The organism is Streptomyces sp. NRRL F-5755, assembly GCF_001279365.1.
Lineage (GTDB): Bacteria > Actinomycetota > Actinomycetes > Streptomycetales > Streptomycetaceae > Streptomyces > Streptomyces rimosus.
Window position 1 is genome coordinate 1 of the sequence record NZ_LGCW01000310.1, and the last position, 23,780, is coordinate 23,780.

At 72.0% G+C, this 23,780-nt stretch carries 29 protein-coding genes and 1 pseudogene; 19 read left to right on the forward strand and 11 right to left on the reverse strand.

Annotated elements, in window-relative coordinates; all coding sequences use genetic code 11:
• The coding region (locus tag ADK86_RS36540) for an ATP-binding protein (protein ID WP_199834541.1) at positions 1 to 503 on the reverse strand (503 nt) is incomplete at its 3' end.
• 331 nt (positions 504 to 834) lie between these two features.
• Between ADK86_RS36540 and ADK86_RS36545 the strand changes: the two genes are divergently transcribed.
• The 4 genes from ADK86_RS36545 to ADK86_RS36560 all read left to right on the forward strand — a co-directional run bounded on the left by ADK86_RS36545 (position 835) and on the right by ADK86_RS36560 (position 4,123).
• Positions 835 to 1,860, forward strand: coding sequence for an alpha/beta hydrolase (locus ADK86_RS36545; protein WP_053700494.1), 1,026 nt, complete (start codon positions 835 to 837; stop codon positions 1,858 to 1,860).
• Positions 1,861 to 1,965: 105 nt separating this feature from the next.
• Positions 1,966 to 2,499 (forward strand): gamma carbonic anhydrase family protein, encoded by a 534-nt coding sequence (locus ADK86_RS36550; protein ID WP_053700495.1) that lies wholly within the window; start codon positions 1,966 to 1,968, stop codon positions 2,497 to 2,499.
• Between the two features lie 60 nt (positions 2,500 to 2,559).
• Positions 2,560 to 3,522, forward strand: coding sequence for a non-homologous end-joining DNA ligase (ligD, locus tag ADK86_RS36555; RefSeq protein ID WP_053700496.1), 963 nt, complete (start codon positions 2,560 to 2,562; stop codon positions 3,520 to 3,522).
• Between the two features lie 301 nt (positions 3,523 to 3,823).
• Positions 3,824 to 4,123 carry a hypothetical protein gene (locus ADK86_RS36560; protein WP_053700497.1) on the forward strand — a complete coding sequence of 100 codons (300 nt, stop codon included), beginning with the start codon at positions 3,824 to 3,826 and terminating at the stop codon, positions 4,121 to 4,123.
• Between the two features lie 158 nt (positions 4,124 to 4,281).
• Here ADK86_RS36560 and ADK86_RS36565 read toward each other — a convergent pair whose 3' ends face one another.
• A complete protein-coding gene (locus ADK86_RS36565) occupies positions 4,282 to 4,617 on the reverse strand; it encodes an STAS domain-containing protein (RefSeq protein ID WP_053700498.1) in 336 nt (111 codons plus the stop codon).
• A 148-nt stretch (positions 4,618 to 4,765) separates the two neighbouring features.
• A complete protein-coding gene (locus ADK86_RS36570) occupies positions 4,766 to 5,809 on the reverse strand; it encodes a Ppx/GppA phosphatase family protein (protein WP_053700499.1) in 1,044 nt (347 codons plus the stop codon).
• 253 nt (positions 5,810 to 6,062) lie between these two features.
• Here ADK86_RS36570 and ADK86_RS36575 point away from each other — a divergent pair, with 253 nt between their 5' ends.
• From ADK86_RS36575 to ADK86_RS36585, 3 genes are all read left to right on the forward strand, one after another.
• Positions 6,063 to 6,803, forward strand: coding sequence for a GAF and ANTAR domain-containing protein (locus ADK86_RS36575; protein WP_053700500.1), 741 nt, complete (start codon positions 6,063 to 6,065; stop codon positions 6,801 to 6,803).
• Positions 6,804 to 6,966: 163 nt separating this feature from the next.
• Positions 6,967 to 7,362 (forward strand): DUF2795 domain-containing protein, encoded by a 396-nt coding sequence (locus ADK86_RS36580; RefSeq protein ID WP_053700501.1) that lies wholly within the window; start codon positions 6,967 to 6,969, stop codon positions 7,360 to 7,362.
• 59 nt (positions 7,363 to 7,421) lie between these two features.
• Positions 7,422 to 7,889: a DUF5709 domain-containing protein gene (locus ADK86_RS36585; protein ID WP_053700502.1), complete on the forward strand. Its 468-nt coding sequence runs from the start codon at positions 7,422 to 7,424 to the stop codon at positions 7,887 to 7,889.
• Between the two features lie 12 nt (positions 7,890 to 7,901).
• Here ADK86_RS36585 and ADK86_RS36590 read toward each other — a convergent pair whose 3' ends face one another.
• A complete protein-coding gene (locus tag ADK86_RS36590; protein WP_053700530.1) occupies positions 7,902 to 8,936 on the reverse strand; it encodes a Ku protein in 1,035 nt (344 codons plus the stop codon).
• A gap of 164 nt (positions 8,937 to 9,100) precedes the next feature.
• On the opposite strand from ADK86_RS36590, the gene ADK86_RS36595 reads away from it, so the two are divergent.
• From ADK86_RS36595 to ADK86_RS36600, 3 genes are read left to right on the forward strand one after another with little or no spacing between them, the layout of a single operon-like run.
• A complete protein-coding gene (locus ADK86_RS36595) occupies positions 9,101 to 9,985 on the forward strand; it encodes an SDR family oxidoreductase (RefSeq protein ID WP_053700503.1) in 885 nt (294 codons plus the stop codon).
• A 50-nt stretch (positions 9,986 to 10,035) separates the two neighbouring features.
• Positions 10,036 to 10,155: an LPFR motif small protein gene (locus ADK86_RS45345; RefSeq protein ID WP_003985963.1), complete on the forward strand. Its 120-nt coding sequence runs from the start codon at positions 10,036 to 10,038 to the stop codon at positions 10,153 to 10,155.
• The gene (locus tag ADK86_RS36600; protein WP_053700504.1) at positions 10,152 to 11,189 is read left to right on the forward strand and encodes an SDR family oxidoreductase; all 1,038 of its coding nucleotides are present in this window, start codon (positions 10,152 to 10,154) and stop codon (positions 11,187 to 11,189) included. Before ADK86_RS45345 ends, ADK86_RS36600 begins: the two co-directional genes overlap by 4 nt.
• A gap of 21 nt (positions 11,190 to 11,210) precedes the next feature.
• Here ADK86_RS36600 and ADK86_RS36605 read toward each other — a convergent pair whose 3' ends face one another.
• Together ADK86_RS36605 and ADK86_RS36610 are read right to left on the reverse strand one after the other, a co-directional pair.
• The gene (locus ADK86_RS36605) at positions 11,211 to 11,816 is read right to left on the reverse strand and encodes a flavodoxin family protein (protein WP_053700505.1); all 606 of its coding nucleotides are present in this window, start codon (positions 11,814 to 11,816) and stop codon (positions 11,211 to 11,213) included.
• A 122-nt stretch (positions 11,817 to 11,938) separates the two neighbouring features.
• Entirely contained in the window at positions 11,939 to 12,430 is a 492-nt protein-coding gene (locus ADK86_RS36610; protein ID WP_053700506.1) for a DUF6328 family protein, read from the reverse strand.
• 136 nt (positions 12,431 to 12,566) lie between these two features.
• On the opposite strand from ADK86_RS36610, the gene ADK86_RS36615 reads away from it, so the two are divergent.
• Positions 12,567 to 13,352: an acyltransferase gene (locus ADK86_RS36615; protein ID WP_324611443.1), complete on the forward strand. Its 786-nt coding sequence runs from the start codon at positions 12,567 to 12,569 to the stop codon at positions 13,350 to 13,352.
• 39 nt (positions 13,353 to 13,391) lie between these two features.
• Here the strand turns inward: ADK86_RS36615 and ADK86_RS36620 are convergent, their stop codons facing one another.
• Positions 13,392 to 14,135 carry a Mut7-C RNAse domain-containing protein gene (locus tag ADK86_RS36620; RefSeq protein WP_053700507.1) on the reverse strand — a complete coding sequence of 248 codons (744 nt, stop codon included), beginning with the start codon at positions 14,133 to 14,135 and terminating at the stop codon, positions 13,392 to 13,394.
• 154 nt (positions 14,136 to 14,289) lie between these two features.
• Between ADK86_RS36620 and ADK86_RS36625 the strand changes: the two genes are divergently transcribed.
• Entirely contained in the window at positions 14,290 to 15,252 is a 963-nt protein-coding gene (locus ADK86_RS36625) for a DUF3048 domain-containing protein (protein WP_053700508.1), read from the forward strand.
• Between the two features lie 6 nt (positions 15,253 to 15,258).
• Here ADK86_RS36625 and ADK86_RS36630 read toward each other — a convergent pair whose 3' ends face one another.
• Positions 15,259 to 16,476: a cytochrome P450 gene (locus ADK86_RS36630; RefSeq protein ID WP_053700509.1), complete on the reverse strand. Its 1,218-nt coding sequence runs from the start codon at positions 16,474 to 16,476 to the stop codon at positions 15,259 to 15,261.
• Between the two features lie 243 nt (positions 16,477 to 16,719).
• On the opposite strand from ADK86_RS36630, the gene ADK86_RS36635 reads away from it, so the two are divergent.
• From ADK86_RS36635 to ADK86_RS40290, 4 genes are all read left to right on the forward strand, one after another.
• Positions 16,720 to 17,328, forward strand: coding sequence for a TetR/AcrR family transcriptional regulator (locus ADK86_RS36635; protein ID WP_053700510.1), 609 nt, complete (start codon positions 16,720 to 16,722; stop codon positions 17,326 to 17,328).
• Between the two features lie 189 nt (positions 17,329 to 17,517).
• Complete coding sequence (locus ADK86_RS36640; protein WP_053700511.1) at positions 17,518 to 18,090, forward strand: helix-turn-helix domain-containing protein; 573 nt, start codon at positions 17,518 to 17,520, stop codon at positions 18,088 to 18,090.
• Between the two features lie 44 nt (positions 18,091 to 18,134).
• A complete protein-coding gene (locus ADK86_RS36645; RefSeq protein WP_053700512.1) occupies positions 18,135 to 18,713 on the forward strand; it encodes a YbaK/EbsC family protein in 579 nt (192 codons plus the stop codon).
• Between the two features lie 191 nt (positions 18,714 to 18,904).
• Entirely contained in the window at positions 18,905 to 19,987 is a 1,083-nt protein-coding gene (locus ADK86_RS40290; RefSeq protein WP_063789177.1) for a helix-turn-helix domain-containing protein, read from the forward strand.
• Between the two features lie 253 nt (positions 19,988 to 20,240).
• On the opposite strand, the gene ADK86_RS45070 is transcribed toward ADK86_RS40290, so the two are convergent.
• Both ADK86_RS45070 and ADK86_RS36655 read right to left on the reverse strand, forming a co-directional pair.
• Positions 20,241 to 20,582: a helix-turn-helix domain-containing protein gene (locus ADK86_RS45070; RefSeq protein WP_234346282.1), complete on the reverse strand. Its 342-nt coding sequence runs from the start codon at positions 20,580 to 20,582 to the stop codon at positions 20,241 to 20,243.
• 574 nt (positions 20,583 to 21,156) lie between these two features.
• Positions 21,157 to 21,477, reverse strand: coding sequence for a hypothetical protein (locus ADK86_RS36655; RefSeq protein ID WP_159394047.1), 321 nt, complete (start codon positions 21,475 to 21,477; stop codon positions 21,157 to 21,159).
• A gap of 567 nt (positions 21,478 to 22,044) precedes the next feature.
• Here ADK86_RS36655 and ADK86_RS36660 point away from each other — a divergent pair.
• Positions 22,045 to 22,401, forward strand: coding sequence for an STAS domain-containing protein (locus ADK86_RS36660; RefSeq protein WP_053700514.1), 357 nt, complete (start codon positions 22,045 to 22,047; stop codon positions 22,399 to 22,401).
• A 32-nt stretch (positions 22,402 to 22,433) separates the two neighbouring features.
• Here ADK86_RS36660 and ADK86_RS36665 read toward each other — a convergent pair.
• Positions 22,434 to 22,767: pseudogene (locus ADK86_RS36665) on the reverse strand (CoA-binding protein); the annotation flags it as partial.
• A 314-nt stretch (positions 22,768 to 23,081) separates the two neighbouring features.
• Between ADK86_RS36665 and acpP the strand changes: the two are divergent.
• A complete protein-coding gene (gene acpP / locus ADK86_RS36670) occupies positions 23,082 to 23,318 on the forward strand; it encodes an acyl carrier protein (RefSeq protein ID WP_053700532.1) in 237 nt (78 codons plus the stop codon).
• Between the two features lie 14 nt (positions 23,319 to 23,332).
• Positions 23,333 to 23,569 (forward strand): acyl carrier protein, encoded by a 237-nt coding sequence (locus tag ADK86_RS36675; protein WP_053700515.1) that lies wholly within the window; start codon positions 23,333 to 23,335, stop codon positions 23,567 to 23,569.
• Positions 23,570 to 23,780 lie beyond the last annotated feature (211 nt).

Here is a 23,780-nt window from a genome sequence, read left to right on the forward strand (position 1 = left end):
CCCAACGGCTTCCGCGCTGTGGCCACGATCCGCAGACCGTACCCAGCCGATACGTCCGGCCCGGCTGCCCCCGGGCGAAGAACCGGCTCCGCCGCCCCCGCGCGCCCCGCCCCCGCCCGCAGCAGCTGCCGCACCAGCCACGCGCACGCGCCCGCCACCGGATCGCAGTCATCGAGCAGTACGGTCAGGCCGAGCCGGGCGCAGTGGGCGGCCAGGGCCTGCGGTGCCGTGTCGTGCGGCAGGCCCGCCGCCCGGCTGAGGGCCGCGGTGACGCCGTCCTCGGCCACATCCTCCCGGCAGCCGACCCGGACGAAGCCGCCGGGGCGGCCGCCGTGCCGCGCGGCCTCCTCCAGAACGGCACGGGCGAGTGTGCTCTTCCCCACGTTCGCGGGGCCGGTCACGGTCACCAGCGGATTCCGGGCGAGCAGCTCGCGCAGGGCGCCGCGCTCCGCCGCGCGGCCCGTGATTCCGGGCGGCGGCGGGTCCTCGGCCCCTGCGCTCATCGGTCATCCCCGTCCGCGGCACCGCACCGTGCCGCGCTGTCGCCAGTCGGAAAAACACGATGCCCGCCGCCCCGGGCGCGAATCAACTGCATCCCGACATACCGATCGAGGGAACCTGAACCCGCCTGTTCGACATCCATATGCCTGGAAGCGCACAACAGGGTGTGCGGCCGTGCCGCCGTGCCACGTGGCGGGCGGCCGGAAACGGTACTCCCCGGGGGAGCGTCGGCCGGCCGACCGGCGGATCTTATTCTGGTGTCTTTCGCCTGATGGGCGGAGGGCGGCACCCGCCGTCCCCACCCGGACATGAGTTTGCGAGGAGTTCGTCCCGATGAAGCGCCTGCGTACCAGTACCGCGGTCGTCGCCGCGGTGAGCCTGCTGGCGATGGGGCTCGCGGCCGGCTGCGGAACCAAGGACCGGGACGAGGTCGACGCCTCTCATGTGCCGCAGCTGCGCCCGCAGGCGCGCGAGGCGATTAGCGGGAACGCCAAGGTGGTCCAGCCCACCGGGCCGCGGTCGAACTTCGTGACCGCGCGCACCACCGGCGACGACGGCACGAAGATAGTCAAGACCCGCTGGCACGGGAAGAAATCCGGGTTCACCGGCGACATATGGTCCTGGGTGCCGCCGCAGTACAACCAGCCGCAGTACGCGAAAAGCGGTTTTCCGGTCCTCATAGCGCTGCCGGGCTCGTACGGCTACCCGAACAACTACTGGATCGGCGGCGACTTCAAGCTGGAGGAAAAGATCGCCGAATGGTCGCAGTCCGGCAAGACGCTGCCGTTCATCCTGGTGATGCCGGTCCTGAACCCGAAGAAGAAGTACTACGACGGCAGTGACATCCCCGGCCAGCCGAAGATGGGCACCTGGCTGACGGAGGACGTCCCGGATTTCGCCCGCGCCAATTACCGTACGTACGACAACCGTGACGGATGGGCGTTCATGGGCTCGTCCTCGGGCGGTTTCGCGGGCCTGAAGGCCGTGCTGAAGAATCCGAAGAAATTCAAGGCGGTCATCGCGAACGGCCCCGACACCCTGCCGGATTCCCCGATGTGGAACGGCCACCCCAAGGAAAAGCGCGCCAACGACCCGCGCTGGCTGGCCGAGCAGCTGAAGGCCAAGGGCGGTCCCGACGTCTATCTCGCCTTCGAGCTGGGCTCGAAGGAGGTGGCCGTGCCGTACGTGAAGAAGTTCATCAAGGAACACACCGGCGGCCCGATCCACCACACGCTGTTCGAGATCCCCGACGGCCGGCACAGCGGTCACACCTACATCCAGCGCATGCCGGAGTCGCTGCACTGGATCAGCGAGCAGATGCTGGGCCCGGTCCCGGCCCAGGCCCGCACCAAGTCCTGAGAGCCCTCGGGGGGCCTTCCCCGCGGCCCGCCTCAAGCGCCCGGTACCGCGTCGCTTAGCCTGCCACCAGGCGCGACGACCGACCCGGCGACGAGGAGTACGGCCATGGAGCAGCGAGCACTGATTGCGGGCGTGGGCGGCAAGGAGCCGGACGTCGATGCGGAGGCCTTTCTGGCGCCGACTTCTGTGGTGGTCGGCGAGGTCACCCTCGCTCCGGGTGCGAGCGTCTGGTATCACGCGGTGCTGCGGGCCGACTGCGGTCCGATCGTGCTGGGCGCGGACAGCAACATTCAGGACAACTGCACGGTGCACGTCGATCCCGGGTTTCCGGTGACGGTCGGTGAGCGGGTCTCGGTGGGGCACAACGCGGTGCTGCACGGATGCACGGTCGAGGACGACGTACTGGTCGGTATGGGGGCCACGGTCCTCAACGGGGCGCATATCGGTGCCGGGGCGCTCGTCGCGGCGCAGGCACTGGTGCCGCAGGGAATGCGGGTGCCGCCGGGGTCGCTCGTCGCCGGAGTTCCGGCCAAGGTCGTACGGCAGCTGACCGAGGAGGAGCGGGACGGTATCCGCCTGAATGCCACGATGTACGTCGAGCTGGCGAAGAGCCACCGCGCGGCGGTCGGGGAGCCGTAGGGTCGCGAGCGCTGCCCGCTCCGCCTGCGCCCCGTACGCGTCGGCACCACCATCGAAGACATGGCCCCCTCCGGCGCACTGCCCACGCTCAGCCCCATGCTCGCCACCCCCGGCCCGCTGCCCGCGGCGGGGGAGGAGCACCAGTGGGCCTTCGAGGCGAAGTGGGACGGGGCGCGCTGCCTCGGCCAGGCGCCGGGCGACGGGACGCTGCGGCTGGTCACCCGGGCCGGGAACGACGCGACGGCGACGTATCCCGAGCTGGCGCCGCTCGGTGAACGGCTGGAGGGCCGGTCCGCGGTGCTGGACGGCGAAGTGGTGGTCCTGGACACGGACGGCCGCCCGGACTTCGGGCTGCTGCAACGCCGGATGGGCGTCACCAGCAGGCGCCGCGCGACGAGCCTGGCCATGGATCACCCGGTGCACCTCGTCCTGTTCGACGTGCTGTACCTCGACGGGCGTCCGCTGCTGGAACTCCCGTACGTGGAGCGCCGCGCCGCCCTGTCGGAGCTGGGGCTCGACGAGGGGCCGCACTGGTCGGTCCCGGCGTATGTGACCGGCCACGCGCGCGAAACGTGGGAGGCGACCCTGGACGCGGGCTTCGAGGGCGTCGTCGCCAAACGGCTGACGTCGCGCTACGCCCCCGGCGTCCGGTCGGCCGAGTGGCGCAAGACGAAGCACCTGGTGACCCTCGACGTGGTCATCGGCGGCTGGACGGAGGGCCGCGGCGGCCTGTCCGGGCTGCCCGGCGCCGTACTGGCGGGCCTGGACGAGCCGGACGGACTGCGCTACGTCGGCTCCGTCGGGTCGGGGCTTTCCGGCCGCGAACGCCGGGAACTCGCCGGGTACTTGGAGGTCGTACGGCGGGACACCCCGCCCTTCGTCGACCCGGTCGACGTGGCGGGCGCCCACTGGGCCGAGCCGCGGCTCGTCGCCGAGGTCACCTTCACCGGCTGGACCTCCGCCGGACGCCTCCGGCAGCCGACCTGGCACCGGCTGCGGCCGGACCTCACCCGACTGGACTGAGAGGGCCGGACAAGGTTCCGGGACGGCGGCCGGAGACGGACCGCACACGCGCCCCGGTTCCGCAACTCGTGCAGCGGGCTTCGCGGTTGCCACCGTGACCGGCTCGGACGGAGGCGCGCGGCGCCGACCAGGCACTTCTTCGCGCGACGGGCGATGCGACCGGGGCGCGGAGGAATCCCGTCGGGCACGACCGGTGGAGTGGTCGCGCTCACCCGGTGGTTTGCCGTTTCGCCGCAGGGTGACCCGTGAAGCTACGTAAAGCTCCAGCCAGCGTGTACGACCGGCAAGGAAGGGAGCGGCCATGCCCTTGCTCGCCGCCCTCTGGCCTTTGGCGATGCTCGGACTCGTGATTGCCCTGGGCCGGTACGAAGAAGCCCTCCTCCGCCCCCGCCGTCCCCGGCGGCCCCCCTCGGCCGAGCCGCAGGCCGCGGTCGTCCGCGGGCGGCAATACCGCAGGCCGGGCCCGTACGGGCGGGCCGCCTCCATCGACCGCTACCGGCACGCCGCGTCCCCCGCCCGGCTGCCTGCCCACCCGCTGGTCTTCAAGGGCGGCGCGCCGCAGCGGCTTCCCCGGCGCCACGGCCACCAGCCGCCCTCCTGAGCGAAGAAAGGGGAAGAGCGGCGCCGGCGGCTGTGTTCTCAACCGGTCCGGCGCCTGCCTTCCGGCGGCCGCTTGCGGAAGGCTGGGGGACGGGTAACTCGCCACACCAGTTGGTAAACACCTCGTTTGTGTGACGGCACGGCCGCGTTCGGCAGCGGTCACGCGGCGGCGAGGGCGTCCGCCAGCGAGCTGTGCAGCGGGATGGTGCGGTGTACACCGGTGAGGCGGAACGCCTTGCGGACCATGGGCCGGTCAGCGGCCACGCTCAGCGTCACGCCGCGCTCCCGCGCGGTCCGCTGGCAGCGCAGCAGGGTTTGCAGCCCGGCCACGGTGATGATGGGCGCGCGCAGGTCGATGACGACGCCGTCGGCCGGGGGCGCGTGCAGGAGGCCCTGCTGGAGGCCGGCGGCCATCTGGTGGTTGTTGGCGATGTCGATGATCTCGGGGACCTCTATCACGAGGCGGTCGGCGACGCGGTAGGTCGACAGGTTCATGGTGACTCCGGCACGGGGCGCGGACGCCCGGTGTGGCTTGATGATGATGGCGGACGGGCGGGGTCCGGGCCCGGTCGGTGTGGTGCGGGCGGCGTGCGGACAAAGCCCGTACGCCGCGGTCTGGCGTCGCCGTACGGGCGGAGCGGCGTCAGTCGGCCGGTGCCCGGTCGGGCGGCGGGCGGTACGGCAGGCGGGATGCCGTACCGCCGCCGGGTCTGGTGCGGGCCGCGGAGGTGCCGTGGCGGAGCACGGCGCCCGGCCACCAGTCGTGACTGCCGTGCTCCAGATGGCGCAGCAGTACGCCTTCGCGCAGCGCCCACGGGCAGACGGTCACCCGGTCGATGCCCATCGCCTTCATCGCCTGATGGGCGACGATGGCCCCGGCGGGCGCCTGGCGGCAGCGGGCGGCGGAGATGCCGGGCAGCGCGGCCCGCTCCTCCGGGGGCAGCGCCGCCAGCTGCCGGACCGCCCGCTTCAGGTCCTTGCGGGCCAGGTGGCGCGCGACGAACGGGCCGTCGCGGCCGGGCGCGGCCCCGCACAGCCGGGCCAGCTGCTGGAACGTACGGGAGGTGGCCACGACCGTGCGCGGCTCCTCCCAGCGCACCCGTGCCGCCACGTCCTTCAGCGACTCGCACACGTAGTGGCGCAGCTCCCGCAGCGCCTCGCGGTCCGGACGGCCGTCGCCGGGCAGGAACTCCCGTGTCAGGCGGCCCGCGCCCAGGGGGAGGGAGAAGGCGAAATCGGGCCGGGCGCCGCGGCCGAACGCGACCTCCAGCGAGCCCCCGCCGATGTCCAGCAGCGCCATCGGGCCGGCTTGCAAGCCCGTCCAGCGCCGTGCCGCGAGGAACGTCAGCTCCGCCTCCACCTCGCCGGGCAGCACCGCGAGCCGCATTCCGCTCTCCGCGCGGACCGTCGCCAGCACCTCGTCCCGGTTGGCGGCGTCCCGGACCACGGCCGTGGCGTACGCGAACAGCCGGTCGCACCGCCAGCGCGCCGCCTGCTCACGGGCCCGCGCCACCGCGCCGGCCAGCCGCCGCGCGCCCTCCGGGGGCACCGTCCCGTCCCTGGTGACGTGCTCGGCCAGGTGCACCCGGTCCTTCAGGGAGTGGGCCGGCAAGGGCACGCCGCCGGCCACTTCGCTGATCAGCAGGTGTACGGAGTTCGATCCGGCGTCCAGGACGGCTAGGCGCATGTTTGTGCGGGTACCCCTTCTGGCGCGATTCAGTGCTCATGTCCCAGCCAGATCCGGCGGCTGACGGCGGACGCGGGCGTTCCGTGCAGGGGCGCTGAGCGCCATGGTGCGCGGCGCGATACGGCCGGGATGCGCCCCGGTGTGCGCCCGTACCCCTGCCGGGCGCTTGACAGGGCCGTTCCGGGATACCCGGGGCCGGCATACCGGTCCGATACCGGCGGCCGGATACGGGCCGCCGAGGGGGGAGCCCGCCATGTCACCGGCCGACAGGGAAGAACACCTGATCGCCGCCCTGCTCGAACTCGCCGACCCGGCCGGCGGACGGGAGGCGGCCGGCCCGGTGGAACGGCTGGCCGCGTACTGCCGGCGGCTGCCGGGGGTGCAGGCGGGCGGTGTGCTGCTCGCCGACGGGCGAAAGCCGCGGGTGGTGGCGGCGGGCCGGGACGACGCGGCCGAGGGACTGGAGCGGGTCCAGGTCGAACTGGACGAGGGCCCCTGCCGGGACGCCTGCCGTACGGGGGTGGGCCTGACCGATGTCCCGCTGTGCCACCCGGACGCCCGTGCCCGCTGGCCGCACTTCACCGCCCGCGCCCTGGAGAAGGGCTACAGCGCCGCCACGGCCCTGCCCGTGCGCTACCGGGACCGCCGCCTGGGCGCCGTCAACCTCTTCCACCAGCACGGCGCGCTGACCCGCAGGGAGGTCGCGGTCGGGCAGGCGCTGGCCGACGCCGTCGGCATCGGGCTGGCGTACCGGCAGGACCTGCACGGACTCCGGGACCGGACCGGGCAGCTCCAGACCGCCCTGATCAGCCGCGTTCTGATCGAACAGGCCAAGGGCGTGCTCGCCGAGCGGCTGGGCCGCACACCGGACGAGGCGTTCGTGCTGATGCGCCGGTACGCCCGCGCGCACCAGACCAAGCTGACCGAGGTCGCCCGCCGGATCATCACCGGTCCCGCGGAATCCGGCCCGTTCGCACGGGCCGGGCGCGGCTGACCGGCGTACCGGTCGCCCGGCCGGCGGTGCGCGCCGTTCGCTCTCGGCTGCGGACCTGTTTCGCGAAAGGGGCAACGGGCACTCCGTAACGCATGGCACGGGAGGGCTGAAACGTGCGGGGCGGGGACGAGGAAAAGCAGTGAGTCCTGGAGGCAGGAAAACAATGGATCACGGTACGAACAAGACCGGCCCGGCCCGGGACGACATGATGAAGAAGCAGCTTCAGGGTGAATTGAAGGCCGACCGCGCACTGCGCGCGGAAGAGGACCACGAAATGGAGCCCGCGGGCGAGGACCAGCCCGCGGTGGACCGGACCGCCGGCGGCCCGGCGCCCGGCAGCACCCCGGACGGCCTGACGCCCGAGGCCGTCGCGGTCCGTACGGAACTCGCCCAGCACCTGGGCCGCAGTGTGTATCCGGCGGACCGCGACACCATCGTCGGCACGCTCCGGCAGAACCACGCCCCGGACCGGCTGGTCGAACTGGCCGAACGCCTTCCGGGCGACGAGCGGTACGAGAACGCACAGCGCATCGTGGAATCGCTGGGCCTCGGCAGGTAACCACAGTCCGTACCGAGGAAACCCCGACCGACCGTCATCGTGCTGGAAAGAGAGCAGCCATGTCCGATGAATCGATGGGCGACGAGGTCTATCAGCCGACCGCGTCCGACAAGCAGGGAACGTCCGACGAACTCGATATGGAAGACGCTCTCGACGAACCGGACTACGACGAGATGCTGGACCAGGGCTATTCACCGCCCGAAAAGCCGCTGGCCGTGAATCAGCCGGGCACCACCGCGAACGAACAGCGGGCGGGCGAGAGCCTCGACGAGCGGCTCGCCAAGGAGCAACCGGACGTCGAGGCGCCGGACGGCGACGGCATCGGCGACCAGCCGGACGCCGAGGGCGAGCCGGTGGACCGCCAGGTGGGTGACGAGCGCGCCGGGCGGATGACCGGCAGCGACGAGGGCGACGCGCTGCGGCTGCGCGACGACGAGGTGGGCCGCGACGTCGGTATCGACGGCGGCGCCGCGTCGGCGGAGGAGGCCGCCGTGCACATCGTGGACGACCCCGACCTGTCGCGCTGAGCCGGGCGGCGGTCAGGAAGCCTTCGCGTGGCTTCGGCCGCCGCCGCTGCCGGTCAGGGCGTCGAGAAGTGCGTCACGCGTCATCGAGGACCGGCCCGGAATGCCGGCCTCGGTGGCGCGTTCGTACAGTTCGGCCTTGTTCAGCTCCGTGAGGTCCTCGGTACGCGAAGCCTTGCGGCCCGTGCCGCCGGAGCGGCCCTTTCCGGTAATGCTTCCGGTACGGCGCCGCCCACTTGTCCCCGATTCCTTTCCCCGCTTCCCCTTCTTCGTGCCCCGGGCCGAATCGACGCTGGCCTGCAAAGCGCTCATCAGATCCACGACATTGGTCGACTCCGGCGGCTCCTGGCCCTTCTCCACCGTCTCGCCCTTGCGCTTGGCCTCGATGAGCCGGCGCACCTGCTCCTGATATGTGTCGTGGTAATCCTCCGGGTGCCACTCGGTGCTCAGCGCCTCGATGAGCTGTGCCGCCGTCTTCAGCTCCCGGTCCGGAATCCTCGTACGGCCGGGCAGGTCGCCGATTTCGTCGTGCGGATCGCGGATCTCGTCCGCCCAGTGCAGGGTGTGCAGCGCCAGGATGTCGGCCTCCGCCTTCACCGCGACCAGATAGGAGCGGTTGCGCATGACGAAGGTGGCGATACCGGCTTTGTTGGTCTCCTGGAGAGCCCGGTGCAGCAGGGCGTAGACCTTGGCGTAATCCTTGCCGCGCGGGCCGAGGTAGTACGTGGTGGCGAAATAGACCGGCGCGACCTCGTCCAGGTCCACGAAACCGCCGATCTCCAGTGCTCTGGACCGGCCGGGCGCGATGTCGTCCAGTTCCTCCGGCTCGACCAGGACGTAGCTGTCGCCCGCGTCGACGCCTTTGACGATCTCCTCGGCGGGCACCTCTTTCCCGGTGCGCTCGTTCACCCGCTTGTTGCGGATCCGGTCGGACGTCCCGCGCTGGATCTGGTGGAAATGCACGGTGTGGCTCTCCGTCGCCGCGTACATGCGTACCGGCAGATTGACCAGCCCGAAGGACAGGGACCCGCTCCAAATGGCTCGTGCCATCGCCTGCACCACCTCCGGGACCATCGCACGCCGGATAGCGGCCGTCCGCATCCCGGCGGCCGGGCGGAAGCGGCCGCACGCGGTACGGAAAGGGGAAATCGCCACGTGTTCGCCGGGGCAGGACGGGTACCGCGTCAGCGTATCCGTATGTGGAGGTATCGACGATGACCGGAAACGACCAGCGCAATCCCGTGGACGAGCACCCGAAGCCGGAATTCCCCCAGCAGGACCAGCCGCATCCCGGCGCCACGGACGCCATGACGCCCCGGCCCGACCACGGCGAGACGTCGTACGAGGGCACCGGCCGGCTGCGCGACCGCCGGACGCTGATCACCGGCGGGGACTCCGGCATCGGCCGGGCCGTCGCGCTGGCCTTCGCCCGCGAAGGGGCGGACGTGGCCTTCACGTACCTGGAGCAAGAGGAGGAGGACGCGAAGGAAACCGTCCGGCTGGTCGAGGACGCGGGACAGCGGGCCCTCGCGGTGTCGTGCGACATCCGCGAGGAGGAGCAGTGCCGCGCCCTGGTGGACCGGGTGGTGCGGGAATTCGGCCGTATCGACGTCCTGGTCAACAACGCGGCGTATCAGATGGCGCAGCCGGACGGTATCGAGGGCATTTCCACGCAGCAGTTCGACCGGGTGCTGCGGACGAATCTCTACGGCATGTTCTGGCTCTGCAAGATGTCACTGCCGCACATTCCGGCAGGCGGCAGCATCATCAACACGACATCCGTCCAGGCGTACCAGCCGAGTCCGCAGCTGCTCGACTACGCGACCACCAAGGGCGCCATCGTCACCTTCACCCACGCACTGGCCGGCCAGCTCGCCGAGCGCGGCATCCGCGTCAACGGGGTGGCTCCGGGCCCGGTCTGGACGCCGCTGATCCCCTCGACGCTGCCGGACACCACCGGATTCGGCAAGCAGAGCCCGCTCCAGCGGGCCGCCCAGCCCGTCGAGATGGCCCCGGCCTACGTCTTCCTCGCGTCCCAGCAGGCCAGTTACATCACCGCGGAAATCGTCAACGCGACCGGCGGCACGCCGCTGCCGTAGCCGGAGCGCCAGGGCCCGCACGGGCCGCCCGATCCCTTACGGAGGTTCCCATGCTCAGTGCCATCGCCGATGTGCTCCGCGCCATCGGGAACGCGATCGCGACCGTCGTCACCCTCCCCTTCCGCGCCCTCGCCCGCCTCTTCGGCGGCGCTTCGCGCGGTGCCCGGTGAGCCGCCGGGACCGGGCCGGGGCGCCGACCGTCGTCGTCACGGGCGCCAGCGCCGGGATCGGCCGGGCGACGGCCCGGCTCTTCGGGGCCCGCGGCGCCGATGTCGTGCTGCTCGCCCGCGGCCGTACGGGACTCGAAGCGGCCGCCGCCGAGGTCGAGGCGCGGGGCGGCCGGGCCCTGGTGGTGCCCACCGACGTGGCCGACCCGGAACAGGTCGAGGCGGCGGCCCAGGCGGCGGAGGACGCCTTCGGGCCGATCGACGTCTGGGTCAACTGCGCGTTCAGCACGGTGTTCGCGCCGTTCACGGAGGTCACGCCGGAGGAGTACCGGCGCGCAACCGAGGTCACGTACTTCGGATTCGTCAACGGCACCCGGGCCGCGCTGCGGCGCATGCTGCCGCGCGACGCGGGCGCGATCGTGCAGGTCGGCTCAGCCCTCGGCTTCCGCTCCGTACCGCTGCAATCGGTCTACTGCGGCGCCAAGCACGCCATCAACGGCTTCACGTCCAGCGTGCGCACCGAACTGCTGCACCGGAAGAGCCGGGTGGCGGTCACCGTCGTCCAGATGCCCGCCGTCAACACGCCGCAATTCGACTGGGTGCTCTCGCGCCTGCCGAAGCACCCGCGGCCGGTGGCCCCGGTCTACCAGCCGGAAGTGGCCGCGCGGGCCGTGGTGCACGCGGCGGACCACCCGCGGCGCAAGCAGTACTACGTCGGCGCCTCCACCGTGGCGACCATCCTCGGCAACCGGATCGCGCCCGCCCTGCTGGACCGCTATCTCGCCCGTACGGGGTACGACGCGCAGCAGATGGAGGAGAGCCCGGGCACCGGGCGGCCGGTGAACCTGTGGGAGCCGGCGGACGGCCCGGACGGCCGGGACCACGGCGCGCACGGCATCTTCGACGACAGTTCCAGCCCGCACGCGCCCCAGGCGGCCCTGGCACGCCACCCCGTCCTCGTGGCGGCTGCCTCGGCGGTGGCGGGTGCCGCACTCGGCGCCGTGCTGAAGCCTGTACGGAACAGTCGGCGCCGCTGAGCCGCGGGAGGCGGCGGCCGGTCAGGACGACGGCGGGTACCCGTACTGGTGCAGCAGCCGCGCCAGGTGCACCGCGTTGACGGCGACCGTGCGCGTCGAGTCCGCCACCGCCTTCGGGCGCTCGTCCAGGTCCTGGAAGTCCGTGGTGTGCTGCGACTCGCCCACCCAGTACGTGACGGCATTGGGCGCCAGCGAGAAGCCCAGGTCGTTGAGGCCCTGGAAGAGGTCGGCGCTGACCTTGTGGGCGCCGTCCTCGTTGCCGACGACGGCCACCGCACCGACCTTGCCGTACATCAGCTGCCGCCCCTGGTCGTCGGTCTCGGCGATGTCCGCGTTCATCCGCTCCAGGACGCGCTGGCACAGGCTGGAGGGGTGGCCGAGCCAGATCGGGGTGGCCAGCAGCACGATGTCGGCCGCCATGAGCTTGTCGCGCAGCCCCGGCCAGGCGTCCCCGTTGCCCATGTCCACGGCGACGCCGGGACGCACGTCATGGTCGGCGACGCGCACGGATTCGCAGGTCACCCCCAGGTCGCCGAGTTCGGCCAGTACCTGGTCCGCCAGCAGTTGGCTGCTGGAGCGGGTGGGGGAGGGGTTCAGGGTGCAGACGAAGGCCAGGGCCCGGATCATGGCGACTCCTCAGAGGTCGGCAGGCGCGCGCACGCCGTGGTGCCCCCGGTGGGACGGTACCCCGGGTTCCCGCGCCCCGCCGTTCGACGCGGGGCGGGGCGGGCGTCACCGCGCGCCGGCGCTCACTTCCTGCCCGCGTACCGGTGCCGGGCCCAGGCCGGCAGCGCGAACCAGCACAGCAGGAACCACACCACCAGGCCCGAGACGATCCACGGGACGGCGCTGTCGTGCAGCGCGACGCGCAGGATCAGCAGGAACGCCGCGACGACGGTGGCCAGCAGGAGCACCAGGCCGACGATGGTCAGCCGGGAGGCCCAGACGACCGTCTCCGGCTTGATGTGCTGCCCGGTGACGAACCGGTGGAAGGCGACCGGGCCGACGAGCGCGCCGGTCGCCGCCGCGCCCAGGCACAGCGTCACCACGTAGATGGCCCGCTCGGTCGGCCCGAGGGTGGCGAAGCGGGGCGTGAAGACGACGGTGAGCAGAAAGCCGAAGAGGATCTGCACGCCCGTCTGGGCCACCCGTACTTCTTGCAGCAGTTCGTTCCACCGTCGGTCGGCGCGTTCCTCGGCCGACTCGTGGCGGCCTTCGGAAGCCTGCCGCTCGGGTGCCATGGACTCACGATAGGCGGACCGCCGGGAACTGTCCCGTCGGCGCCGGGCGGTGCCCGTGGGGTGAAGATCACAGGTGGGGGCGGAGCGGGCGGTGCGCGGGGCTGAGTACGGTGAGCGGGTGCCGAAAAAGCAGAACGTGTTCTCATCCGTGGTGGCCTGGCGCCGCCGGGCCGTGTCCCGCGCGGTGCACCGCGGAGCGCGCTGGGTACGGGAGGCGGGCGCCGTCACCGCCGAGCGCCCGGGGCCGTACCGCTTCCGCCGGCTGGGGAGCGGCGCCCGGCTGGCCTACCCGCAGGGCACGGTCTTCGGCGACCCGTGGATCGAGATCGGCGCGTACTGCATCATCGCCCAGGACGTGACGCTGACCGCCGGCATGATGCCCGACCTCGACCTCGGCCCCGACCCGATCCTCACCCTCGGCAACGGCGTCGTCCTGGGCCGCGGCAGCCATGTGATCGCCGACGTCCGGCTGACCATCGGCGACGACTGCTTCTTCGGCCCCGGCGTGTACGTCACGACCACCAACCACAGCTACGACGACCCCGAACTGCCCGTCGGCAAGCAGTGGCCGCGCAGTGAACCGGTCACCATCGGACCGGGCAGCTGGATCGGCACCGGAGCGGTGATACTCCCGGGCGCCCGGCTGGGCCGCAACGTGGTGGTCGCGGCCGGCGCGGTCGTACGGGGCGAGGTCCCCGACCACTCGGTGGTGGCCGGGGCGCCCGCCAAGGTCGTCCGCTCCTGGGACCCGGAAGCCGGCTGGCAGCCGCCGCTGCGCACCCCCGCGCCGGTGCCGATTCCCGAAGGCGTCACGTCGCGGGAGCTGATGGCGCTGGCGGCGCTGGAGGCGGAGCCGGGCGGCGCGGGGCCGGGGGAGCCGGGGCAGGGGACGGCGGTACCGCGGCCCGCGGACGCGCCGTGAGCTGAGGGCGCGCACCCGGGAGGGCGTGCGCCCAGGCCGCTACCCGCGCCCGGTCGCCGCCCCGCCGAACTCGCGGACCGCGGCGTCCACGACGGCCTCCAGCCGCGCGTGGTGCGCGCCGTGCCAGTACACCCGCTCGCAGACGGTGCACTGCGCGAACACGTCGTACGTACGCCGCGTACCGCCCTCCAGCCGCTCCTCGACCGTGCCCTTCTCGGCCTCCTTGAGCAGCCCGTTGCACGCCGTGCACCGGGTCCACGGCTTGAGCTCCGGCGCGAACCGGCCCAGCACGTCGCGCAGTTGTTCGTCCGGGCGGTCGCTGTAGACGAACGCGCCCGCCCAGTTCTCGCGCCGCCGCAGCAGACCGCGGTCCCGCGACAGCAGCACCCGCCGCTCGGCCGCCGACCGCGCGGCCAGTGCCGGATCGCCGATGTCCGTGCTCTCGTACGCCGCGTCCACGCCCAGCAGCCGCAGCCGCCGCGCGAGCGTCCCCAGATGCACGTCGAGCAGGAACCGCAGCGGAGCGCCCGGCACCCGCTGCGGCCGCCGCACGGCGCACACCTCCACGGACTCGCCGTCCCGCGGCACGTGCGACACCGCCGTCTCCCGCCCGTCCACGAGCAGGCGGCCCACTTCGGTCAGCGGGACGCCGAGCGATTCCACGACGTGTCCGAGGGTGGACGTCCCGTCGGTTCGCAGCGCGGTGCGGCCTTCGCGCCGCTCGGAGGGGACGAAGAGCCGCAGCTCAGGGGCAACAGTGAGGTGGATCTCGGGTCGGTTCACGCCGTCAGCATGCCACCGTGCGGCAGGGCCGCCCGCGCGGGCCCCGGGACGTCGGCGGCCTGCCCCGAGCGGCCCAGTGCCCTCTCGCCACACGGCCGTTCCTGTGGTGTCCTCGTCGGGCGGGGCGGTGCCGGACGGGAGGACCACGGTGCGGTTGACGAGGCGTACGGGGACGGCGACGGCGGCGCTGCTCTGCGCGCTGCTGGCCGGCGCGGCGAGCGGCTGTCAGCAGGGCGGGACCGGCGGGCGTTCACCGTTCACCGGGAAGGCCGCACGGTCCGCTCCGGTCCTCGCCGTGAAGATCGACAACGTACGTGCCGCACGCCCGCAGACGGGCCTCGACGGCGCGGACCTCGTCTACGTGGAGCGGGTCGAGGCCGGGCTCTCCCGGCTGCTGGCCGTCTACTCCTCCCGGCTGCCGGAGTCCGTCGGCCCGGTGCGCAGCGCGCGCGAATCCGACCTGGAACTGCTGCGCCAGTTCGGCCGCCCCGCGTTCGCCTACTCCGGTACGCAGACCAAGCTGGACCCGGTCGTCGAAGCCGCCCCGTTGTATCCGCTGCCGCCCGGCAAGGCGGGCGGCGCCTACTCCCGCAGCAAGGAGCGCACGGCGCCGCACAACCTCTATGTCAGCCCCGCGCGCGCCCTGAAGGCGGCGCCCAACGCGAGCACCGCCCGCGACATCGGCTTCCGTTTCGGCGCCGCGCCGTCGGGCGGCCGCGCCACCTCCTCGTACACGGCCCGGTACCCGTCCGCCCGCTTCACCTTCGACTGGTCGGCGGAACGGCACGGCTGGCTGGTGTCCATGGATGGCGACCCGGTGCGCGCCTCGGGCGGACAGCGGCTCGCGGTGCCCACGGTCGTCGTCCAGGGCGTACGCATCCACGCCTCCCGCTACCACGACCGCATGGGCGCCTACTCCCCGTACACCGAGACCACCGGCGCCGGACCCGCCCGCGTACTGCGCGACGGCAAGGCGTACGAGGCCCGTTGGTCGCGGCCGTCCGCCGACGGCGGCACGGACTTCACCACCGCGTCGGGCACCCGGCTCGCGTTCGCGTCCGGACAGGTGTGGGTGGTGTACGTACCTCAGGACGCGGTGGGCGGCGGGTCTGGTTAGGCGCGCTCATACCGCGACCAGCAGCTCGCGCAGCCCCCGGATCACGAAATTCGGCTTGCGTTCCGGCGTGGCGGCCAGGCGCAGGTCAGGGGCCCGGCGAAGCAACGCCGCCAGTGAGGCGGCCAGTTCGATACGGGCCAGGGGAGCGCCGATGCAGTAGTGGATACCGGCGCTGAAGGAGATGTGCGGGTTGTCCTTGCGGGCGAGGTCGAGCCGTTCGGGGTGGCTGAAGGCCGCCGGGTCGTGGTTGGCCGAGCCGAAGAGCAGCGCCACCTCGCTGCCGCGCGGCACGACCGTACCGGCGATCTCGATGTCGTCCAGCACCCAGCGTTCGAAGAGCTGGAGCGGGGTGTCGTGGCGCAGCAGTTCCTCCACGGCGGTGGGGAGCAGCGCGGTCGGGTCCGCGCGCAGGGCCGCCAGCTGCTCGGGGTGGCGGAAGAGCGCGTACCAGCCGTTGGCCGTCGCGTTGACGGTGGCCTCGTGCCCCGCGTTCAGCAGCAGCACACAGGTGGAGATCATCTCCTGCTCGCTCAGCGACTCGCCCTCGTCGTACGCGGCGATCAGCCCCGAGATCAGGTCGTCTCCGGGCGCGCTGCGCCGAGCGGCGATCAACTCCCGCAGGTAGCCGGAGAATTCCAGTGAAGCGGCCACCGCGCGCCGGGCCGTCTCCTCCGGCGGGTTCAGCTCGTACATCCCACAGATCGCGGCCGACCAGGGGCGCAGCAGCTGCCGGTCGGCCTCGGGAATGCCGAGCATTTCGGCGATCACCGCGACGGGCAGCGGCTCCGCGACCCGCGCCACGAGGTCCCCGCCGCCGTCCGCGACCAGATCCGCGGCCAGCCGGTCCGCCAGGGCTTCGACGTACGGCCGCAGCCGCTCGACCGTACGGGCGGTGAACGCCTTCGAGACCAGACGGCGGATGCGGGTGTGGGCGGGCGCCTCCAGGTCGAGCATGCCGTTGTCGTTGAGCACGTGGAACGGCTCGTGCTCCGGCGGCGGGGCGCTGCGGCCGAACTCCTCGTGCGTGAAGCGGTGCCGGTACGTACGGCCCAGCCGGCGGTCGCGGAGCAGCGCCGCGACGTCCGCGTGGTGCGGGACGAGCCACTGGTCCGACGGCGCGAAGTAGTGCACCCGGCCGCGGGCGCGCAGCTCGGCGTAGGCGGGATACGGGTCGGCGACGAAATCCGGCGACCAGGGATCGAAGACTGCCTGGACTCCTTCCATGCGCGGACGGTAGCCGCCGCCACCCCGGTGTGACCAGCCCGGCGCGTACCGTCCACGTGGACGGCCGAGGGGAAGCGCCGCAGAGATCCTTCCCGTCCGTCGCAGAGATCCTTCCCGTCCGTCCGGTCCGTCAAAGAGGTGTCGAAGTCCGGCCCGGCCGTTCTGTCCCGGTGGCCGGGCCCGTACGGTGTCAGGGGGGATGAGCATGTCCGCGATCACCGCCACGTTCATCAGGGGGACCCGATGGCTTCAGGGGACGCCACCGGCGCGAGAGCCGCGGCACCGGCCGCCCGCCCGTCCGCCACGGCACGCGAACGCATCCTGGAGACGGCGTACGAGCTGTTCTCCCGGCGCGGGATCCGCGCGGTCGGCGTCGACGAGGTCATCGCCCGCTCCCAGGTGGCCAAGGCCACCCTCTACCGCAACTTCCCCTCCAAGGACGAGCTGGTGCTGGAGTTCCTCCGGTGCCGCGAGCGGCGCTGGACGCAGGGCTACGTGGCGGCCGGCGCGCGGCAGCGGGGCACGACCCCGGAGGAGCAGCTGCTCGCCGTCTTCGACGTGTTCGACGAATGGTTTCGTCGGCCCGACTTCGACGCCTGCACCTTCATCAACGTCCTGCTGGAAATGGGCCGGGACCACCCGCTGGGCCGGGCGAGCATCACCTACCTGGAGAACATCCGCGCCTTCGTACGGTCGCTGGCGGAGGAGGCCGGTCTCCGGGACACCGACGCCTTCGCGCGCTCGTGGCACATCCTGATGAAAGGCTCGATCATCTCGGCGGCCGAGGGCGACCGGGAGGCTGCCCGGAGGGCGCAGGGGATGGCCCGGGCGCTTATCGAGCAGCATCGCTGAGGGGCTGTGGGGCTGAGGGTGCTGCGGGGGGCCGGCCGAGCGAACGGCTGACCAGGGGGCGGCGCCGGAGCGGTGCTGAGCTGCGGCGCAGGGGCGGCCGCCCGTCGCAGTACAGTGTGTTGCACGCCGAAGTGCACCACGCGCCACACCGCAGCCCCCCCGCACACCGACCCCTGGACGGACCGGACCGTGACCGACCTCGACCAGCTCACCCAGTCGCTGGCCCGCAACCTCAAGCACTGGCGGTCCGAGCGCGGCTACACGCTCGACGCGCTGGCCGCCCGCGCCGGGGTCAGCCGCGGCATGATCATCCAGATCGAGCAGGCCCGGACCAACCCGAGCGTGGGCACCACCGCCAAGATCGCCGACGCGCTGGGCGTCAGCATCACCACCCTCCTCGACTACGAGCAGGGCCCGGACGTACGGATCGTGGCGCCGGGTGACGCGGTCCGCATGTGGTCCACCGAAGCGGGCAGTTACACCTCCCTCCTGATCGGCGGGGAGGCCCCCGGCCCCTTCGAGCTGTGGCAGTGGCGGCTGATGCCCGGCGAGCAGAGCGCCTCCGACCCGCACCCGCCCGGCTCGGTCGAACTGCTCCACGTCACGGAGGGCGAGCTGACGCTCGTGGTGGACGGCGTGGAGCACACCGTGCCCACGGGCGGTTCGGCGACGTTCGAGGCCAAGGTGGCGCACGGCTACCGCAACGACGGTGACCGCCCGCTGGTGATGACGATGGCGGTCCTCATCCCGCTCACCGGCTGAGACGGCACACCGTACGGCCCGGACGCCCTGTTAGCTTGGGCCGCATGCCCGTGCCCATGGATGCCTTCGACGCGGTCCGCCCCGCCCTCGACTGCCTGGACCTGCTGCCCGAACCGGTCGCCGCCGCGCTCCGCGGCTGGCGGGGGACCGTGCCGGTCGAGCAGTTCCACTACGTGGACACCGACCCGGCGATCGCGGACACCGCCGTCCTCGTGGAGCATCACGGCGCGTGGCTCCTGGAGCAGTCGGCGAACTGCGTGGTCGTGGCGGGCAAGCGGGGCGGCGCCGTCACCCTCGCCGCCTGTGTCGTCCTCTCGCACACCCGGGTCGACGTGAACGGGGCGGTACGCCGCCAACTCGGCGCCCGCAAGGCGTCGTTCGCTCCCATGGACACCGCCGTCGGCGAGACCGGCATGGAGTACGGCGGCATCACCCCGATCGGCCTGCCCGCCGACTGGCCCCTGTTCCTGGACGCCGACGTGGCGGACACCCCGTACGTACTGATCGGCAGCGGCGGCCGGCGCGGCAAGCTCATCGTCCCGGGCAAGGCGCTGGGGGAACTGCCGGGAGCGACGGTTGTCGAAGGGCTGGGCTGTCCGAAAACAGCCGCGGAAGCGGGCTGAACGGCGGTTCGCCCCCGCGCCGTGTCCGGTACTGCCGGAACGATGTCCGGCCTGATGAGCATCCCTGGCCCGAGTGTGTCCGGTCGTTGTCCGATTGCTGTCCGGCCGCTGTCCGGCCGCTGTCCGGAACCGCGCACAGTTGGCGGGTTCTCGTATAGCCGCACCGGGCCGGGTGCCCGATCATTCGCGCCATGGACATCAGGGGGAACACGGATCCGGCCACGGCCCGTGACGTAACGGAATTTCTCGCCATGCTGCGGGACCTCAAGGAGCGCCGCGGCCTCACCTACCGGCAGCTCGAACAGCGCGCCGCCGAGCAGGGCGAGGTGCTGGCGCGCAGCACCCTCGCGGACGTCCTGGGCGGCCGGCGGCTGCCGCGCCCGGAAGTCCTGGCCGTCTTCGTACGCGCCTGCGGGGAGGAGGAGCGGCTGACGGCCTGGCTGGAGGCCCGCGAGAACGTGGCGGCACGGGCCCGTAACCCGATGGGACCGGCGAGTGAGTCAGCGACGGTCAGTGAAGCGGCGTCGACCGAACCGGCAGTGGGTGAACAGGCAATGGCCGGACCCGCGACGGCCCCCAAACGCATCGGCCGCCGCACCCCACTCCTCTTCGCAACGGCGGCCGCCCTTGCCGCGATGGGCGTCACGGCCTGGGCGCTGACTTCCGGGGACGGGGGCTCCCCTGCGGATTCCGCTGCCGTTACGCCCGGCAAGCACGGAACCACGACCGGAGCCCCCACGCCGGACCAGCGGCAGTCCGGACGCGGTGGCGACACGGCAACCGGCGCGAAGGCGGGTGCCCGGCGGGCCGCTCCCGCGGGCTGGATACGAATCCGTCCCGCCGTGGCACCCACCCTCTGCGTGACCGAAGGCCCGGCCCAGGAGGGTCGTTACGGTGGCGTGGTGGCCGTACAACGGCCGTGCGGGGACGTCGCACCGCAGCGCACCAAGCTGGAACCGGCCGGTGCGCACACCTACCGCATCGCCTGGGTGCACCCCGACCCCGCCCGCGGAAAGGGCTGCCTGAAGGCCCTGTCCGGCGGCCCGGCGGACGGGCTGCTGGAACCGCGGAACGCCTGCGGCGAGGCGAGCAGCTTCCGCGTCGAGCGGGAACCGTCCGGTACGGGCGGGGAACACGGCCGGTACGTCTTCCGCGCCGGCGGACAGCGGTGCCTGGGCGTAAGGGACTCCCGTACGGCCGTGGGCGTCGAAGTCATGCTCCAGCGCTGCACGGGGAGCACCGCCCAGAAGTTCCTGATCGACGCCGCGTCCTAGAGGAGCCGACAGGGCACTACCGGCGGACCAGCGAGAGAAAGATCGTATCGACGATCTCCTCGGTCTCTCTCGGTCTCCCCCGATCTCCTCGATCTCCTCGGGACCCGCCGGTCGCAGCGTCATCATCATCTCGCCCCTGAGCAGCTCGAAGGGGAGGTTGGCGATGCGCGGCGTGAGCTTGGCCGGATCGAGTTCGGCGCGCTCGATCGCGCGCCGCATGATCTCGTCGCGTTCGGAGCGGCGGCCGCGACGATCATCTCGCGCAGACCGGCGAAGCTGGGATCGGTCTCGGCGAAGTAGCCGGCGAGCAGCAGGCTGAGTTGAACGAGGAGAGGAACGGTCCCTGTCGCTCGCTCGTCTCGGTGAGGGTGGTGATCAGGTCGCCGCGCAGGGTCCCGGTGTCGGCCGGTGGGACCATTTGATCGGCGTTGCGGCGTACGACTGCGGCCTCGACCAGCTTCTGCTTGTCCGCCCAGCGCCGGTGGAGCACCGGTTTGCTGGTTCCGGCCCGCCGGGCGACGGAGTCGACGGTCAGGTTCGCGTAGCCCCGCTCGCGCAACTCGTCCCAGGCCGCTTCGAGGATTGGGGGAATCAACAGCTTGATGCCCGGCTGACGACATCGTGGCCCGTCCACCGCGGCGGACGGGCCGGTCCACGAGGCCGCCGGACGAGCTACGGCAACGTCTGGACCAGTAGATCTTCTTGCGTGAGCGAGCTGGCGGCCGTGGGGAACCGCCCGTACGGAGACGCGCGTTGAGCGGCTTTCCCGGCGCTCCTACCCTGTTAGGGCCTGCCGGGTTCCTGGCAGGATTGTTCCGGCTGTTCGCCCGGCTGTTCGCCCGGCTGTTCGTACGGCCGAGTGGCCGGAGACGCTCGCGCAGGCTGCCGGATCCGCGCTTCCAACAGCGGACACATGGATCCGGCCGGTGCCCGCCCGTCCCGGGGGCACACTCGCAACCCCGGCCACGACCGGCGCGGCACCCGCCCGGGACGTGGAGAGGAGCCGCGTCCCGGGACGCGAGTCCGCCGACCGGCCACGACGCCGCGTCGGCGCTCCCCGTCCTTCACCGGTACCCGTATGCCCCGGTCTCACGCGCGGAGCCGGACGGATGGGCCGGTCACACCGGCCGAGCCATCCAAACCACGCCCACCATGAGGGCTCTTCGCCATCACGTCACCGCTGTCCCACTCGGCGCGTCACCGTCCCGATGGTCCTTGGGCTCCGCCGCCGGATTCTCCAGCAGGCCCCTGGCCACCAGCCGCTGGCGCGACAGCATGACGACCAGGGCTTCGGATACGAGGCCGCACGCGGCCTGGACTTCACAGGCGGCCGTGAAAGCACCCCGGAGGTCGTCGACCTCCAGGCAGCTTCGGGCCCGCACGGCGGCTTGTGTCATCAGCGCGGCGTGCTCGGCGGCGACCTCGTCGAGCGGCCGCTCGTTCTCGTCCCCGGGCCCGGCGGCAGGCGGGTGGTGGTCCTGCAATGTCATACCGACGGTATGCCCCACGCCTGTTTTCCCTAGACCAGCACTTCGATGAACGGCCACCGAAGCCGCCGTACCTTCCCCGGCGGTAGCAGACGATGCCGGTGCCACAGGGATTCCGGAGTGCGGCAGTGCACGGATGTGCCCCGCGCATCGGTGAAGAGCGTGTGTCCGTTGCGGGGTGACGGTGCGAAAGGCGCACTGCGTGCGACCGATGTCCGGGCCAAGCAACGCCTCGGCTCGTACGCTGCCAGTAACACGTGTCAGGCGTGCGGTGTGCCGGGAAGTCTGGTCGGCGTCGGGTGGGCTGTGCCCCGATCAGCGCTCGGAGGATGCCGGTGGACCTTCATCACGCAGACACGCCATGCGCTGCCGCCGCGCCCCGGGCCCCGCACACCGACGCCGGCCCCGTACCGCCGTACGGGACGTACGTGACACTGCATCACGAGCCCCACCCCCGAAACGGGTACCGCAGCGCACCCTCACGCCCCCCGCCTTCCACCCGGCCCCGGTCCGCACGGGCACGCCGTGCCGACGCCACTCGCCATCGCCCGGGGAAAAGAGGTGACGCCCATGCGACGGCAGCCGCCGCAGGGCCCTCAGCTGGCCGAACCGTCCGACTCACGCCTGGTCATCGACGTGAAGCGCACCCCCGACGGCAGCACGGCCCTGCTCCTCACCGGTGAGTTCGACGTCCACACCGTCAACAGCCTCAGCGACACCATCGTCACCCTGATCGAGTCCGACACCCGCTGCCTGCGACTCGACCTGTCCGGCGTCACCTGGTGCGACAACGGCAGCCTCTACACCCTCCTCGGCCTGAAGGAAGCCGTAGGCGCCGCCGACGGATACCTGGCCCTGTCCTGGACCGGCTGGCCGGTGGCCCAGGCCATCGCACGCAACCGGCTCTGGCAGTTGCTGCGGCGGTGACGTGGGAGCGGACAGGTCGGGTGCCCCGATGCTCAGCCCAGGCGCGGTATTTCGATGGCCGGGCAGCGGTCCATCACCATGTCGAGGCCGGCTTCTCGGGCCTTGGCGTAGGCGGTTTCGTCGATGACGCCGAGTTGGAACCAGAGAGCTTTGGCGCCGATGGTCATGGCCTCGTCGGCTACGGCGCCGGCCAGCTCGCTGTTGACGAAGACGTCCACGACGTCGACGGGGAAAGGGGATGGCGGCCAGGGTCGGGTAGCCCTGTTCGCCGTGGACGGGTTCGGCTTTGGGGTGGACGGGGACGATGCGCTTGCCGTAGCGCCGGAGTACGTCGGCTACGCGGTATGCCGCGCGGTTGCGGTTCGAGAACCGGCTGTAGGGGTTACAGCGTAGGACGGGTCAGGCTGCGGAACCATGGGCAAGCCTTGAACAACTACGGCGAGATCCGGGTGGGGGAGCCGCTCGCGGGGCGTTCACTCGTGCTGACGGGGCGCCGGGTCTGCTCGTGCCTCGCTTTGACCTTGTTCGGGCAGAGGGCCGTCAACGAGACCGGCTCCCCGGCGCCGCTGGGCGGTTCGGGCTGGCCCCATTTGGGTGATTGGCGCTGCGTGAGGTGTCGGCTGCCTGCGGGGGCGGGCAGGTTCACCCGGTTCTTGCTATGCCGAGGCGAGAGGGGCGCAGTGTCCACCATCGAGGAGCGCGTCAAGAAGATTGTCGCTGAGCAGCTGGGCGTGAAGGAGGAGGAGGTGACCAATGAAAAGTCGTTCGTCGACGACCTGGGGGCGGACTCCCTGGACACCGTCGAGCTGGTGATGGCCTTGGAGGAGGAGTTCGAGACCGAGATCCCCGACGAGGAGGCAGAGAAGATCACCACCGTTCAAGCTGCCATCGACTACGTCAAATCCCATCAGGCGTGACCCGGAGACCAGCCATGAGTCGTGTTCAGGAACATGTCACCCGCATCGTCGCCGACCAGCTGGACATCCCCGAGGAGGCTGTCAGCGCCGAGTCCTCCTTCGTCGCCGATCTCCACATCGACGCCCGGCAGTCCGCCCGCCTGCGTCGGCAGATCGAGCAGCAGATGGACATCGAGCTGCCTAAAGGGGACGCCAAGGACCTCACCACCGTGGGCGACATGATCGCCTATGTCGAAGAGCACACCAGCTGACATCGGGCCGGCGGGCCAGGAGCTGGGTGTCGAGAATGCCGGTGCCTGCAAGAGGAAGGGCATGGCCGCGGTGGCGGGTCTTGCGCTGGGTGCTCTTCGCGGGCCGCCTCACGTAGCGGCCGGGGAGAGAACCTCACCAGCCGGCCCGTCGCCGTCCTCACGGATCGTGCCTGTTCCCGGCACCGGTCTCCCCCTCTCCAACGCCGTCCTC

Excerpts from the sequence above, each read along its gene's own strand:
- ADK86_RS36545 (WP_053700494.1), top strand. The coding sequence starts at position 835 with ATGAAGCGCCTGCGTACCAGTACCGCGGTCGTCGCCGCGGTGAGCCTG.
- ADK86_RS36550 (WP_053700495.1), top strand. The coding sequence starts at position 1,966 with ATGGAGCAGCGAGCACTGATTGCGGGCGTGGGCGGCAAGGAGCCGGAC.
- ligD (WP_053700496.1), top strand. The coding sequence starts at position 2,560 with ATGGCCCCCTCCGGCGCACTGCCCACGCTCAGCCCCATGCTCGCCACC.
- ADK86_RS36560 (WP_053700497.1), top strand. The coding sequence starts at position 3,824 with ATGCCCTTGCTCGCCGCCCTCTGGCCTTTGGCGATGCTCGGACTCGTG.
- ADK86_RS36565 (WP_053700498.1), bottom strand. The coding sequence starts at position 4,617 with ATGAACCTGTCGACCTACCGCGTCGCCGACCGCCTCGTGATAGAGGTC.
- ADK86_RS36570 (WP_053700499.1), bottom strand. The coding sequence starts at position 5,809 with ATGCGCCTAGCCGTCCTGGACGCCGGATCGAACTCCGTACACCTGCTG.
- ADK86_RS36575 (WP_053700500.1), top strand. The coding sequence starts at position 6,063 with ATGTCACCGGCCGACAGGGAAGAACACCTGATCGCCGCCCTGCTCGAA.
- ADK86_RS36580 (WP_053700501.1), top strand. The coding sequence starts at position 6,967 with ATGGATCACGGTACGAACAAGACCGGCCCGGCCCGGGACGACATGATG.
- ADK86_RS36585 (WP_053700502.1), top strand. The coding sequence starts at position 7,422 with ATGTCCGATGAATCGATGGGCGACGAGGTCTATCAGCCGACCGCGTCC.
- ADK86_RS36590 (WP_053700530.1), bottom strand. The coding sequence starts at position 8,936 with ATGGCACGAGCCATTTGGAGCGGGTCCCTGTCCTTCGGGCTGGTCAAT.
- ADK86_RS36595 (WP_053700503.1), top strand. The coding sequence starts at position 9,101 with ATGACCGGAAACGACCAGCGCAATCCCGTGGACGAGCACCCGAAGCCG.
- ADK86_RS45345 (WP_003985963.1), top strand. The coding sequence starts at position 10,036 with ATGCTCAGTGCCATCGCCGATGTGCTCCGCGCCATCGGGAACGCGATC.
- ADK86_RS36605 (WP_053700505.1), bottom strand. The coding sequence starts at position 11,816 with ATGATCCGGGCCCTGGCCTTCGTCTGCACCCTGAACCCCTCCCCCACC.
- ADK86_RS36610 (WP_053700506.1), bottom strand. The coding sequence starts at position 12,430 with ATGGCACCCGAGCGGCAGGCTTCCGAAGGCCGCCACGAGTCGGCCGAG.
- ADK86_RS36630 (WP_053700509.1), bottom strand. The coding sequence starts at position 16,476 with ATGGAAGGAGTCCAGGCAGTCTTCGATCCCTGGTCGCCGGATTTCGTC.
- ADK86_RS36635 (WP_053700510.1), top strand. The coding sequence starts at position 16,720 with ATGGCTTCAGGGGACGCCACCGGCGCGAGAGCCGCGGCACCGGCCGCC.
- ADK86_RS36645 (WP_053700512.1), top strand. The coding sequence starts at position 18,135 with ATGCCCGTGCCCATGGATGCCTTCGACGCGGTCCGCCCCGCCCTCGAC.
- ADK86_RS40290 (WP_063789177.1), top strand. The coding sequence starts at position 18,905 with ATGGACATCAGGGGGAACACGGATCCGGCCACGGCCCGTGACGTAACG.
- ADK86_RS36655 (WP_159394047.1), bottom strand. The coding sequence starts at position 21,477 with ATGACATTGCAGGACCACCACCCGCCTGCCGCCGGGCCCGGGGACGAG.
- ADK86_RS36660 (WP_053700514.1), top strand. The coding sequence starts at position 22,045 with ATGCGACGGCAGCCGCCGCAGGGCCCTCAGCTGGCCGAACCGTCCGAC.
- ADK86_RS36675 (WP_053700515.1), top strand. The coding sequence starts at position 23,333 with ATGAGTCGTGTTCAGGAACATGTCACCCGCATCGTCGCCGACCAGCTG.